We start from the raw sequence: 12,660 nt of genomic DNA on the forward strand, positions 1-12,660 counted from the left end.
GTGGTGGCAGCTCCGCATGAGGTGACGAAATCCGACCACGCGACGGTTCACTCGGGTTCCGCGCGTCGGTCGCCTACGTGAAGGCGTGTGTCATGGCGACCACTTCCGGGCTGTGCAAACTGCGCGTCCGTGCCCCCTCCACCGGTTTCGAACTGGCCGTGCCGGTGGACATCCCGTTGATCGACCTGATGCCGACGATCCTCGGCTACGCGGGCCGTGACCTGGCCGAACAGGGCGTGGACCACGACGGCTGGGTCCTCCAGCGGCTCGGCGAGGCGCCGCTGGACCAGGAGGCCACCGTCGACTCGCTGAAGCTGCGCGACGGCGAGACCGTCCACCTGCGTCCGCGCCGCGACCACCTCCCGACTGTTCATTTCGACGACATCATCGACGGGTTGTCCACCGAGGCACGGGCCCGTGCGGACTCGTGGCGTCCCGACGCGACCCGGTGGACCCTGCTCGCCGCGACGGTGGCGGCGGTGTCCGTCGCGTTCGGACTGCTCGTCGGGTCGCCGAAGTCCTGGCCCACGCTGCTCGCCTCGGCCGTCGCGGCGCTGTTCCTGCTGGTGTGCGCGGCGACGGCGGCCCGCGCGCTGGGTGACGGCGTCGCGGCGCTGGCCCTCGGCGCGGCCTCGGTGCCGTTCGTCGGCCTGGCCGGGTTCCTGGTCCCGAGTGGACCGGACGGCCCCGTGCTGCTGGGCGCACGGGTGCTCGCCGGTTGCGTGGCCGGCGCGGGCGCGGCGGCGCTCGGACTGGCCGCCGTCGCGGGCGCCGCGCCGGTGTTCGTGGCGATCGCCACGTTCGGGCTGCTGTGCGCGTCCGGCGGGCTGGTGATGATGCTCGCGGGCGCGCCGCTCGCGGCGTCCGCCACGGTGGTCGCCGTGCTCGCGGTGCTGCTGGGCGCTTTCGTGCCGAGGTTGGCGTTCCGGCTGGCCGGGTTGCGACTGCCCGCGCTGCCGACCAACGCGCAGGAACTCCAGGAGGACATCCAGCCGCACGCGGGTGACGAGGTGGTGGCCAAGGGGCGGATCGCGGACGCCTACGTGACGGCGCTGTTCGCGGCCATCGGCGCGGCCTGCGCGGTGGTGCTGGGGTTCGTGGTGCGCGACGCGTCCTGGCAGGCGACCGCGTTCGCCTGGGTGCTGAGCGCGTTGCTGCTGGTGCACGGCCGCGCGCTGGGCAGCGTGTGGCAGCGGTTGTCGATCCTGGTGCCCGGCGGGTACGGCGTGCTGCGGCTGCTGCTCGCCTGGCACGAGCGCGAACCCCGGCCGCTCGGCCTGGTGGCCGGGTTGTTCGTGCTGGCGGCGGTGCTGGTGGTGGCCCGCTGGACGCTGCCCGGCCGCCGGCTGCTGCCGCAGTGGGGTCGGCTCGCGGACGTCGCGGAGAGCCTGGCGGCGCTGTCGCTGCTGCCGCTCGCGCTGTGGCTGCTCGGCGTGTTCGCGTTCGCGCGCGGGCTCGGGGGCTGACCGGTGAACTCCAAGACCGACCAGGTCCAGGCGCACCGGTTCATGATGGGCCGGCTCGCCTCGGCGCTGCTGCGTGTCGATCCGGACGCACCGGAGAGCCCGTTGCACCGGACGTACCGGGGCAGCACCATCGGCGGGCTGATCGCGACGCTCGCGTGCGTCGGGGTGTTCATCTACGGGCTGATCTCGCCCGGTGGCAACACGTCGTGGAAGGTCGACGGCGCGCTGGTCGTGGTCGACTCCTCGGGCGCGCGGTTCCTCTACGCGGACGGCAAGCTGCTGCCGGTGCTGAACTACGCCTCGGCCAAGCTCGTCGCGGGCGACCGGCTCGTGGTGCACCACGTGGCGGAGAACTCGCTGAAGGACGTGCCGCGCGGCGAGCCGCTGGGCATCGTCGGCGCGCCGGACACCCTGCCGCCGCTCGCGGCCGACCCGTGGGAGGTGTGCGCGGCCGTCGACCACGACCAGGTCGGCGCGACCTCGCTGCGCGTCGGCGTCGGCTCCGGCGGCACGGCCCTGCGCGAGGACGAGGCGGTCGTGGTGGTCGGCCCGGACGGCGCGGTCTCCGTGCTGTGGCAGGGCAAACGGCGTCGGGTGGTGGTGGACCGCGGCGCGCTCGACGCGCTCGACGGCGTGCCGCAGCCGGTCAAGGCGCCGACCGCGCTGGTCGACGCGCTGCCCGTCGGCCCGGACTTCGCGCCACCCGGTGTCGCCGACCTCGGTGCGCCCGGCCCGGCTCTCGGCGGCGGCGTGGACTCGCGGATCGGCCGGCTGTTCTCGGTGACCGGCGGCCCGGCCCAGCGGTACGTGCTGACCGGCGCGGGCCTGACCCCGTTGTCCGAGCTGGACGTCCGGCTGCTGACGGCGGACCCGCTGGTCCGGCGCGCCGCGTACGACGGGGGCGAGGTCGTGGTGACGCCGCTGCCCGGCCGGGTCGTCGGCGAGCACCTGTCCGGCGTGGAACCGCCCGCGCCGGTCGCGCCGCCCCGGGCCGTGGCGCTCCACAGTGGACAGAACCTGTGCGCGCAGGTCACGCCGGACGGCACCGCGCCGCGCACCGCCGTGATGGTGGCGGACCGGGTGGCGGCGGACGGCCACGCGCCGCTGGGCCAACCGGGCGTCACCGCGCCGTGCGAGCGGGTCGACCGGGTCGTGGCCCGGGCGGGCTCGGCCGCCCTGGTCCGGGGGGTGGCCGCGAACGGCCGGGTCGGCGACGCGCTGTACCTGGTGACCGACACCGGCGTGCGCTACCCGCTGGTCGGCGACGGCGCCAAATCCCTCGGCTACGACCCGGGTTCGGCCGTCGGCCTGCCCACGTCGCTGCTGACGCTGCTGCCCACCGGGACCTCGCTGGACCCGGTGGCGCTGCGCGCGGGTGGCGCCGTGCTGCCCGCGACGGCGACCTGCGGTTCGTGACCGGCGGAACCGCCGGTGAGTTCTGCCGGTGGTTCCGCATGGTCCGCCGGTCCCGGGATTGGTGTCCTTGTGCGTGATCACGGGCGCACGAGTCCGCGCCACCACCGGGGAAAGGGACGACCGCGATGACGACGCCCAGGTTCCAGAAGACCGACTCCGGGATGAAGGCCGGCTACCAGGCCATCCAGGAGTGCTACGACGATTGCGTCCACATCGGGCAGAAGGTCGAGCTGATCGCGGCCGAGCTGCACGGCAAGTGGGAGGGCACGGCGGCCCAGGCCTTCCGGCGCAACCTCCAGGCGTGGATGCAGGACTACGACAAGATCGTCAACACCCTGGACGAGATCGGCGAGCTGGTCGGCATCAGCGACCAGCAGATGACCCAGGTCGAGGACGAGATCACGCAGTTGGCGCAGCACGCGTTCAACGGCGGCAACGAGAGCGACCGGGTCTTCCAGGACATCATCCGCTGATCCACGTCCGCTGATCCACGCCCACCACACGGGTCCACCACCAGAGGGAGCAGGAAGATGGTCGACGGTTTTTCGGTCAGCGGCACCATTCCGCACATGGTCGAGGAGATGCGGGCGCAGACCACGGCGATCGTGGAGGCGCTGAACGACCTCCAGAACAGGATCCGGCCGATGGCCGAGACCTGGACCGGTGAGGCGAAGACCGCCTGGGAGGAGGTCGACCGCCAGTGGACGGCGGCGGTCGGCGACATGGAGGGCCGGTTCGGCAAGGCGGGTGTGACCCTGCACCACTCCTTCGAGAACTACCTGGCCACCGACAAGAAGATCTCGTACAACTTCGGCGGCGGCCGCGGCCGGTAGCGGCGCGCGGCGCGGTCGGGACGGCGCGGAGGGACGGCCGTGGCGGACAGCGGTGACATCAAGATCACGATCAGCTTCCTGCGGGAATTTCAGGAGAAGGTCCTCACGACGATGGTGAAGGAGTTGCAGACCAACCCGAGCATCGTCGAGCTGTCCCGGCTCAAGGGCGGCACGACGGACAAGAACCGCCACCTGCTCGCGGGCTCCGAGCTGTGGCCGCCGGCGAAGCTGCTGATGGACCGGTACGAGTCCGTCACCGGCACGGCGCCCACGCTCTACGCCCAGATCGAGGACATGACGAAGTTCCTCGTGACGCTGGACGGCAACATCACCCAGGCGGTGAAGATCGCGCTGGCCGGCGAGGACGAGAACATCAAGCTGTCCACCGAGTTGAGCGCGCCGCAGCTCCAGCAGATCTTCGGCACGGGCGGCACCTCCGGCGGCGGCACGGGTGGGAACACGGGCGGCAACACCGGCGGGGGGACCTGAGCCCGATGCCGAACGAGGCGCCGCTCGGACCGTCCGACGGCAAGGGCTGGACCTGGGAGCAGGCGCTCAACCTCTTCCAGGACGGCGCCACCTACCCGGTGGTGCCGCCCCGCAGCACCATCCTGAACGCCAAGTGGCTCAAGGCGGACGCCTACCGCAAGCCGCGCGGACCGGCGAACCGCTACCCGCAGAACAACTGGGTCGTGGAGTGGCAGACGGCGGGCACGTCGTTCTACGGCGTCGCGGACTCCAACGAGGCGCTGGAGAAGCCGATGGCCGACTTCTACGGCAACACCCGGAAAATCCTGGAGTCGTTGGGGCGCGGTGACAACACGGTGGCGCAGCCCCGGACGTTCGACACCGCCTACGGCGCGCTGTTCGGTGCCGGCACCGTGCTGTCCACCTACGGCAAGGACCTCAAGGCCTGGCCGGAGAAGGTCGGGCACAAGGGCGACGACTTCCAGGGCGGCGGCGCGCTCGCGTTCCGCCAGGTGCTGGACGGCCTGGTGTTCCGGTTCCAGGACACCGTGGACCAGCTGACGGTGCGCAACCACCTCGCGTGGAAGTCGTTGGAGGAGGCCAAGGGCGGGACGGACAACCCGGCCACGACCGAGAACGAGGGCAAGAACGGCCTGGTGCTGGCGATCGCCAAGCTCCAGGAGGGCTACGAGAAGTGGACCGAGCGCCGGACCGCGCCGCTGGTCGACACCGGTCGCTTCGGCCAGATCACCTGGAACAGCAAGGACCTGTCGATGCCGGCCGGCGCGTTCACCGCGCTGTGGATGTCCGACCGGTTCCAGCAGGACCTCAACTCCGGCAACCCGAACACCCGGGCGACGGCGGAGTGGAACAACTACTTCCCGCGCAGCTCCCAGCTCAACGCGGACGTCACCCAGGCCGCCTTCTGGGACCAGCTCGAGGAGATCGCCAAGAACATGTGGTCGCAGCACATGGCGGCGACCCTGGACGTGGCGGCGGCCGCGGCGGTGGAGATCCTCCAGGCGAGCTACGTCGCGGCGGCGGACCTGTTGCCCACCATCGAGAAGCGGCAGAAGCTCAACCTCACCACGCCGCCCGCGGTCGACCCGAAGAAGGACCCGACCAAGGACGACCCGACGAAGACGCCGCCCAAGTCCGACCTCGACAAGAAGCCTCCGACGGTCGACCCGCCGAAGATCGACCCCACCGAGAACGGTCCGAACGGCGACGGGATCACCCCGCCGGGCACCGACAAGGGTTCCGGTGACAAGGGTGGCAAGGACGTCCCGCCGCCGGTGCCGGTGCCGCGTCCGCCGACCACGAACCTGCCGTCGAACCCGACGACCCGGGACCCGAACAGCCTCATCAAGGTGCCCACCGGGTCGCACGTCGGCCCGGACGGCACGGTGCTGGGCCCGGACGGCAAGCCCGTGCTCGACCCGACAGGTCGGCCGATCGTGGTGCCGCCCGGGTCCCGGGTGAACCACGACGGCGAGATCGTCGGGCCCAAGGGCGAGAAGCTCACCGAGAAGGACCGGCTGTCCCGGGCCGACCCGACCACACCGGGTGTGGACCGGGAGAGCGAGCTCGACAAGTACCTCGCCTCGTTGCGCGGCCCCGGCGCGCCGAGCCTGCCGACCCTGCTGACCCCGCTGTCGCCGAGCGCCTCGACGCCGTCCGGCGGCTCGCTGAACCTCGGCTCCGGGTACACCGGCACGACCTCGCCGTCCGGCACCTCGCCGGGCGCGACCACACCGGCGCCCCCCACGCCGAAGACGGTGCCCACCGAGGGCGGCCCGTCGCTGCTCAAGGGCGGCGGCACCGGCAACGGCACGGGCAACGGGCAGGGCGGCGTGCCGTTCTACCCGCCGACGGCCGGCGGCGGTGGCACGGGCGGCGCCGACCAGAACAAGGGCGAGCGCGACCGGACCACGTGGCTCGCCGAGGACGAGGAGACCTGGGGCACCGACCCCAGGGTCGGACCCTCGGTGCTCGGCCGCCGCCGGCGTGGCCGGCCGTCCGTCACCACGACCGCCCGCAACCACGGACAGGGAGGATCCGATGGCCGACTGGCTGGAGGAGCAGCTGCGCCAGGCCATGGCCACGCTGAGGGATCAGCGTGACCGGATCGAGGGCGCGAAGGCCGAGCTGGCCGCGCGCACCGCGTCCGCGACCTCGCCGGACCGGATGGTGACCGCGACCGTGGACGTGGAGGGCGCGGTGGTGGCGCTGAAGTTCGCCACCACCCGGTACCGGAGCATGCCGCCCGAGCAGTTGGCGAGCACGCTGCTCGACGTGCTCGGCCGCGCCCGGCAGGAGATGCGGGACGCGGTGGTCGAGGTGTTCGAACCGCTCGTGGAGCAGCGCGCCGACCTGCGCGCCGCGATGGCCGGCACCACCCCGGTGGACGCGGCGTTCGCGGCGATCTGGGACGAGGCGCCACCGGGCCCGTTCGACCGCCGGAAGGGCTGACCCGAGGTGGCCACGAGCCAGAACCCGTTCGGCGGGCCCGACGCGTCCTCGTGGCGGTGGGAGCAGGCGCTGCGGATCTTCAGCGACGGCGACGGTGGCGTGTACCCGCCGATGCCGTTCCGGGAGACGATCACCGCCACGACGTGGATCAAGTCGGACGTCTTCCGCCGCCCGCGCGGGCCCGCCAACCACTTCCCGGGCAACCCGTGGACCGTCGAGGCGATGACCAGGTACACCTCCTATTACGGGGTCGGCGACGCGACCGACGAGGTCGAGAAGGCGATGCAACCCTTCTACGCCACCATGAACAAGATCCGCGGCGCCGTCGTCGAGGACATCAGCACGGTGGGGCAGGCCAAGAGCTTCACCCCGGCCGCCGCCCTGCTCGAGGGCACCGCGACGTGGCTCACCGCCCAGGTCGGGCCGCTGGAGTCGTGGCGCGGTCGGGTCGGCCACCCGGGCGACGACTTCCAGGGCACCGGCGCGGCCGCGTTCTGGCACGTGCTGGACGACCTCGCGTTCCGGTGCGGCGACCTGGTGGCGCAGACGACCAAGGTGCTCCCGGCGTGGAAGGCGCTCACCGAGGCCGGCGACACCCTGCTGGCCGCGATCCGCATCCTGGACCACGGCTACCTCATGTGGTCCGGCTCCGGCGGCAACGACGCGATGCACGCCTACGACACGGGGTTGGGCTTCTCGATCACCGCGCCCGGCTCGCAGCTGATGTGGCCGGCCGGCGCGGTGACCGCGATCTGGACCTCGCCGCAGCTGGTCGCGGACTTCCGCAGCCACGGCCCGGTGAACTACGACCACGACGACGAGACCTACCCCGAGAGCACCATCCTCGGCGGCAAGGTCACCGACGGCGCGGTGTGGAGGCGGTTGGAGGAGGCCGCGAAGCTGGTGTGGGTCGACCACCAGGTGCGGCAACTGGACACGGCGGCGGCCGGCGCGCTGAACCTGCTGATCCCGGGGTACGCCTACGCCGCCGACCGGCTGCCGACCGTGATCACGCCGAAGCGCCTCGTGCTGCCGCCCACCGCGCCACCCGCCCCCGGCCCGGGAACCGGCGACGACGTGCCCGGCCCGCCGACCGACGACCCCGCCCCGCCGGTCGTGGTGCCGCCACCGACACTGGTGAAGAAGCCGCCGGGCACGGGGCCGTTGACGCGCAACAACCCCCTGGTGAACCCCGGCGGGACGGGCGGCCCGACCCTGGCGCCGGACCTGGTGGTGCCGCAGGGTTCCCACGTCGGCCCGGACGGCACGGTGCTCGGCCCCGACGGCAAACCCGTGCTGGGCCCGGACGGCCGCCCGATCATCGTGCCGCCGGGGTCCCGGGTCGGCCCGACCGGCCTGATCCTCGGCCCGACGGGTGGTCGGCTCGACCAGAACGACCGCCTGCGCAAGGCCTACCCGGTGGAGGGCCTCGCGCCGCCCGAGGACGGCTCCGCGCTGGAACGCCACCTCCAGTCGTTGCGCCGCGCCCCGTCGGCGATCACCGCGCCCCGCCCGCCCGACGGCGTCACGTCGTTGACCACCGGCTTGCTCGACCCGGCGGGCTACCACCGCGGCCCGGGCCCGATCGGCGGCGGCCGGATCGGCTTGCCGCCCACCACGACCTCCGTCACGCCACCCGTCACGTCGCCCAGCACGCCGGTGCCGACGGTGGGCGGCCCGAAGGTCGGTCCCCAGGGGACGGGCGGCGTGCCGTTCTCCCCGCCCACGGCGGGCGGTCCGGGCTTGGGCGGCGAGCGCAAGGGCGAGCGGGACCGCGCGACGTGGCTGGCCGAGGACGAGCAGACCTGGGGCACGGATCCGGCGGTCGCGCCGGGCGTGCTCGGCCACCGCAGGCGACGGACGCGACGCTCGGGCGGGGTCACGACGGTCGTTTCGCCCACGGCCGACCACACCCGCGCCCTCGACGGCCCGACCACCGGCGTCGGCACCGCGCCGGGATAGCCGACGACACCCGCGAGGTCCGGGATCGGCGCCGTGCGACGAAATCCCGGCCGAACGGAGGCCGCCCCGCACCGCGCCCGGGGCGGCGTTCCCGGCCCCGGGCGCGGACACCCACCGCGGTTTCCCGACCGGCCGCCGTCCGGCGCCGGCGGGTCGAACCGGAGAAGGAGGAAGCGGATCACCCATGTCCACGCAGACAGGAGAGTCCACCGCGGTCGCGGTCGCGGTGGTGGAGGAGGCGCCGCCGGTCGACGCGGAGGTCGTGCCGGAGGCGGAGACCACGGCCGTGGTCTCCGCGGCCGCCGGCACGGTGCCGCCCGTCGTCGAGGGCGGCACGACGGTCGCCGCGTCGACGCCCGGGCGGGTGCCGAGGCCGATGGTCGTCGCGGCGGCCATCGCGGGCGTCGTGCTGGTCGCCCTGCCGTTCGGCTTCATCGGCCTGTCCGGTGACGACAAGCCGGGGGAGGGGCCGGCGAACGCGGGCTACTCCCAGGACTCGAACCAGGGTTCGGGCTTCGTGCCCGGAATCGCGGCGGCCGAGGTGCCGGGGCAGCAGCCGTCCGCCGAGGTCGTGCCGACGGCCGCCGAGCCGACGGGGGAGGTGAAGGGCGTGCCGGCCGACGTCGCGGGCACCACGGCCGAAGCCGGAACCCCGGCGGGCGAGGGCACGCCGGCGGTCGCGGGTCAACCGCCGGCCACCGCCACGCCCGGTCAGCCGGCCGCGCCCGGCGGTCAGATCGCCCCGCAGCAGAAGCAGGCCGCGCCGACCTACGCGGCCACCGCCGGGCCGGGCTGCGCCGGCAGCACCAAGTTCACCGGCTACGGGTCCTACAAGGACGGCAAGAAGGGCTGGGTCGACAACGGCAGCGGGTGCGGTTCCGCGTTCGTGTCGGTCCCGATGTCCGGTGACGCCAAGAAGGACGACGCGAGCGCCTACGGCCTCTGGACCTTCAACACCGGTCCGGTCACCGCGGGCACCTGCGCCGTCTCGGTGTACGTGCCCAACGGCGACGTCACCGTGTCCGGCGGCAACCCGACGTCCTACCGGGTCTACGACCGGTTCGACGTCGTCCAGGGTTCGCCGGTCGGCAGCTTCGACGTGAAGCAGGTGTCGTCGCACGGCCAGTGGGTGTCGGTGGGCACGTTCCGGATCAACGGGGCCAAGCTCGCCGTCCAGCTGCTGACCAGGGGACAGGACTGGCAGGGGTCGACCAAGACCTACGCGCACCACGCGGCGGGCGCGGTCAAGGCGTCCTGCCAGGCGTGACCCAGCCCGACGCGCGGAGTCCGGTGTGGAGGAAACCCTTCCTCCACACCGGATTTCTGCGTTCGGCCGCGGTGGCGGGCGAACGGCGGCGGTGGCGGGCGAACGGCGGCGGTCGGGGTGGAAGGAGTTGCGGCACTTCCCGGTACAGCCGGTGGTTCTGCCGGTGTTTCCTCGTGGCGACGGGAGTCCGGTTCGCGTGTACTGGAGTCCTACCGCCAAGCGACCCGAAGGAGTCACGATGGGCCTCCTCCCGTTCCGCCGCACCGACCGCACCGCGCCGCGGGAGCGCGACCTGGTCGCGGTGTACGTGTCCCGAGACGACGTCCGCACCCTCGACTCGGCCGACCTGGGCAACCGGGTGGCCGCCGCCGTGGAACGCCGCGGCGCCAAGCCCGTCACCATCCCGGAGTTCGAGCCCGTGCCCACCCACACCGTCCAGGACGTGCTGCACGGCCACATCACCTGGGACGAGCTGCGCTGACCCTCCACTGTGGACCGGTCAGCGCGCCGACGCGGTCCGGTACTCCACCGCGACCTCGGCCGCCGCGAAGTCCGCGAAACCCCACGTGCGCATCCGGTCGGGCCACAGGAACGTGACGTTGCCCGCCGTCGGCCGGTACACCGCCGTGTACAGCGTGCCGACACCCGCCGCGTAGTCCGTGCGCAGCCGGGGCGGGCGGAGCATCGCGGACACCGCCACCGCGGTCGAGTCCCAGTGGTCGGTTCGGCCGCGCCGGGTGGGCCCGTCGGGGGAAACCCGGTAGGCGGCCCGGTTCCCGGCCGCGTCCAGCACGGTGAGGTCGTGCGTGCCCGCGCTGCGCCAGCCGAAGACGGCCGCGTCCACGTCGGTCACCGTGGCGCAGTGCTCCAGCAGGTGGCGCACCAGGATCGGCCCGCTGAGCCCGCGCCCGTGCCGGAACCGGCCGCCCGAGGTCAGCGACACCGCGAGGCCGTCCTCGTTCATGCCGTCCAGCAGGCCCCACAACCCGGAGGTCGTGCCCATCACCCGGCGCGCGCCCAACCGGCTCAACCACAACGTCGCCTCGTGCCGCTCGACGGTCGCGTCCAGGTTGCGCACGAGCGCCCGCCCGGCCGTCGCCTGCCTGCCGTGCACCGCGAGCGGCGCCGGGTCGACGTGGGTGAGGAACGAGGCGAACGCGGAGTTCGCCAGGTTCGCCCGGTGCGTCAGGCCCTCCCACATCCGCGCGAGACCGGGCGAGGCGAGGTCCAGCACGGCCGCCCGCCGCGCCACGGCGCCCGGTTCCTCGACCGCGCCCTGCCGCAGGCGCGGCCAGTGCCGGCGGACGTGCTCCCGCCACCCCGAGCCGGTGTCGTCCTCGCCGAACGCCCGGAACGTCGTGCCGCGCGTCATCGCGCCCACCTCCCGAAACACCCGCGCCCGTCCCGACGCGGCCTCCACATCGGTCCACAGTGGACCAAAGACGTCAGGTGCGGTCGAGCGGGACGGCGATGTTGCGCGGCGCCCGGTCCGCGAACCCGTTCAGGATCGTCGCCGCGACCGCGGGCCACGCCTCGGGCGCGACCGCGACCTCCGAGGTGTACTTGCCGAAGTGCGACCCGATGAGCCCGGCCAGCACCCGGTCGCGCCGCCGGTGCCGCTCGGTCACCGTGATCGCGTCGCCCACCAGCCGGCCGAACCCGTGCGCGGCCATCCACTGGATCATCAACGCCGCCGAACGCGCGGCCTGCCGGTCCACCGGCACCGGGATCACCAGCCGGTCCGCCACCCGCGCGCCCCACTTCCAGCTGGAGCTGCCCGGCTCCGACCCGGTGTCCACGACCACCACGCCCTCGCGCGGCAGGATCGTGTGCAGCGGCGGCGGTGGCAGGGTGCCGGAGCAGTCCCACAGCACCACCTCGGACGCGTAGCCGCGCAACGCGTCGTGCAGCGCCCGGGCCGCCGCGGACTTGCCGGCGCCGGGCTCGACGTTCGCCACGACCACCACCCGCACACCTGCCGGCCGGGACATGGGCACACCTCCTCGCATCAACCACTCCGATCGAACCGCCGCGGCCCTCGCGCGGCCACGCGGAAGAACCGGCAGAACCGGGGTGCGCGGGCGTTCTGCCGGTGGCTCTGCGTGGTCGCGCGGTGCTCCGGGAGGTGGACTGGTGCCGACCGGACACCGCGACCCAGGGAGAGTTCACCGTGGCACCCCACCTCACCACCGGGGGCGGCGCCGTGACGGCGCTGGCCGACCGGGCGCCGTCGGCGGGCGGGGGCGCGTTCCTGGACGCGTTGCACCACGAGCACCGCCCGGCCCTGCTGAGGTTCACCCGGCGGCTGCTGCCCGGCGACCCGCACCGCGCCGAGGACGTCGTGCAGGAGTGCATGTTCCGCGCGTGGCGCAACGCCGAGCTGCTGTCCGACTCACGCACGTCGGTGCGCTCGTGGCTGTTCACCGTGGCGCGCAACGTGATCGTCGACTGGGTCCGGCGCGACAACGCCCGTCCGGTGGAGTTCGGCGACGAGGACTTCGACCTGCTGCCGGGCGGCGCCGACTTCGCCGACGAGGTCGTGGAGCGCTGCGTCGTGGAACAGGGCCTGGCCCGGCTCTCGCCCACCCAGCGCCAAGCCCTGGAACAGGTCTACCGCCTCGACCTGACCCGCCAACGCGCCGCGGCCACCATCGGCGTGCCGATCGGCACCGTCAAGTCCCGCGTCCACCACGCCCGCACCGCCATGACCCAGGCCCTGGCGTGCCACGGCGTGACGGCGGCCGGCTGGTGACCGGTCCGGCCCACCGCGCCGCGA

Annotated in this window: 13 protein-coding genes; 11 read left to right on the forward strand and 2 right to left on the reverse strand. The window is 73.6% G+C overall.

Translation table 11 applies throughout. The features are described 5' to 3' along the window. Positions 1-92 precede the first annotated feature (92 nt). The 10 genes from eccD (at position 93) to AB0G50_RS09770 (ending at position 10,365) form a co-directional block, all read left to right on the forward strand. On the forward strand, positions 93-1,466 hold the full coding sequence (eccD, locus tag AB0G50_RS09725; RefSeq protein ID WP_360104478.1) for a type VII secretion integral membrane protein EccD: 1,374 nt from the start codon (positions 93-95) through the stop codon (positions 1,464-1,466). A 3-nt stretch (positions 1,467-1,469) separates the two neighbouring features. Further along, entirely contained in the window at positions 1,470-2,882 is a 1,413-nt protein-coding gene (gene eccB / locus AB0G50_RS09730; RefSeq protein ID WP_360104481.1) for a type VII secretion protein EccB, read from the forward strand. A gap of 125 nt (positions 2,883-3,007) precedes the next feature. Next, on the forward strand, positions 3,008-3,355 hold the full coding sequence (locus AB0G50_RS09735) for a WXG100 family type VII secretion target (protein ID WP_360104484.1): 348 nt from the start codon (positions 3,008-3,010) through the stop codon (positions 3,353-3,355). A gap of 57 nt (positions 3,356-3,412) precedes the next feature. Continuing rightward, complete coding sequence (locus AB0G50_RS09740; RefSeq protein ID WP_360104487.1) at positions 3,413-3,715, forward strand: WXG100 family type VII secretion target; 303 nt, start codon at positions 3,413-3,415, stop codon at positions 3,713-3,715. A gap of 39 nt (positions 3,716-3,754) precedes the next feature. Then, positions 3,755-4,204 carry a hypothetical protein gene (locus tag AB0G50_RS09745; protein WP_360104490.1) on the forward strand — a complete coding sequence of 150 codons (450 nt, stop codon included), beginning with the start codon at positions 3,755-3,757 and terminating at the stop codon, positions 4,202-4,204. 5 nt (positions 4,205-4,209) lie between these two features. Further along, entirely contained in the window at positions 4,210-6,306 is a 2,097-nt protein-coding gene (locus tag AB0G50_RS09750; protein ID WP_360104493.1) for a hypothetical protein, read from the forward strand. Further along, complete coding sequence (locus AB0G50_RS09755) at positions 6,245-6,655, forward strand: YbaB/EbfC family nucleoid-associated protein (protein ID WP_360104496.1); 411 nt, start codon at positions 6,245-6,247, stop codon at positions 6,653-6,655. Before AB0G50_RS09750 ends, AB0G50_RS09755 begins: the two co-directional genes overlap by 62 nt. 6 nt (positions 6,656-6,661) lie before the next feature. After that, positions 6,662-8,617 (forward strand): hypothetical protein, encoded by a 1,956-nt coding sequence (locus AB0G50_RS09760; protein ID WP_360104499.1) that lies wholly within the window; start codon positions 6,662-6,664, stop codon positions 8,615-8,617. A 184-nt stretch (positions 8,618-8,801) separates the two neighbouring features. After that, on the forward strand, positions 8,802-9,884 hold the full coding sequence (locus tag AB0G50_RS09765; RefSeq protein ID WP_360104502.1) for a hypothetical protein: 1,083 nt from the start codon (positions 8,802-8,804) through the stop codon (positions 9,882-9,884). Between the two features lie 238 nt (positions 9,885-10,122). After that, positions 10,123-10,365, forward strand: a complete 243-nt coding sequence (locus AB0G50_RS09770; RefSeq protein WP_360104505.1) for a hypothetical protein — start codon at positions 10,123-10,125, stop codon at positions 10,363-10,365. 18 nt (positions 10,366-10,383) lie between these two features. Here the strand turns inward: AB0G50_RS09770 and AB0G50_RS09775 are convergent, their stop codons facing one another. Next, on the reverse strand, positions 10,384-11,256 hold the full coding sequence (locus tag AB0G50_RS09775; RefSeq protein WP_360104508.1) for a carcinine hydrolase/isopenicillin-N N-acyltransferase family protein: 873 nt from the start codon (positions 11,254-11,256) through the stop codon (positions 10,384-10,386). A 73-nt stretch (positions 11,257-11,329) separates the two neighbouring features. Then, positions 11,330-11,875 carry a hypothetical protein gene (locus AB0G50_RS09780; protein ID WP_360104511.1) on the reverse strand — a complete coding sequence of 182 codons (546 nt, stop codon included), beginning with the start codon at positions 11,873-11,875 and terminating at the stop codon, positions 11,330-11,332. Positions 11,876-12,054: 179 nt separating this feature from the next. Here AB0G50_RS09780 and AB0G50_RS09785 point away from each other — a divergent pair, with 179 nt between their 5' ends. Next, the gene (locus tag AB0G50_RS09785) at positions 12,055-12,636 is read left to right on the forward strand and encodes a sigma-70 family RNA polymerase sigma factor (protein WP_360104514.1); all 582 of its coding nucleotides are present in this window, start codon (positions 12,055-12,057) and stop codon (positions 12,634-12,636) included. The last annotated feature ends 24 nt before the right edge of the window (positions 12,637-12,660 follow it).

The sequence above is a fragment of the Actinosynnema sp. NPDC020468 genome, assembly GCF_040642015.1.
Classification (GTDB): domain Bacteria; phylum Actinomycetota; class Actinomycetes; order Mycobacteriales; family Pseudonocardiaceae; genus Actinosynnema.

Bases quoted from the DNA above. Each gene is read 5' to 3' on its own strand.
- AB0G50_RS09740 (WP_360104487.1), top strand. From the start codon at position 3,413: ATGGTCGACGGTTTTTCGGTCAGCGGCACCATTCCGCACATGGTCGAG.
- AB0G50_RS09750 (WP_360104493.1), top strand. From the start codon at position 4,210: ATGCCGAACGAGGCGCCGCTCGGACCGTCCGACGGCAAGGGCTGGACC.
- AB0G50_RS09770 (WP_360104505.1), top strand. From the start codon at position 10,123: ATGGGCCTCCTCCCGTTCCGCCGCACCGACCGCACCGCGCCGCGGGAG.
- AB0G50_RS09780 (WP_360104511.1), bottom strand. From the start codon at position 11,875: ATGTCCCGGCCGGCAGGTGTGCGGGTGGTGGTCGTGGCGAACGTCGAG.
- AB0G50_RS09775 (WP_360104508.1), bottom strand. From the start codon at position 11,256: ATGACGCGCGGCACGACGTTCCGGGCGTTCGGCGAGGACGACACCGGC.
- eccD (WP_360104478.1), top strand. From the start codon at position 93: ATGGCGACCACTTCCGGGCTGTGCAAACTGCGCGTCCGTGCCCCCTCC.
- AB0G50_RS09735 (WP_360104484.1), top strand. From the start codon at position 3,008: ATGACGACGCCCAGGTTCCAGAAGACCGACTCCGGGATGAAGGCCGGC.
- AB0G50_RS09755 (WP_360104496.1), top strand. From the start codon at position 6,245: ATGGCCGACTGGCTGGAGGAGCAGCTGCGCCAGGCCATGGCCACGCTG.
- AB0G50_RS09765 (WP_360104502.1), top strand. From the start codon at position 8,802: ATGTCCACGCAGACAGGAGAGTCCACCGCGGTCGCGGTCGCGGTGGTG.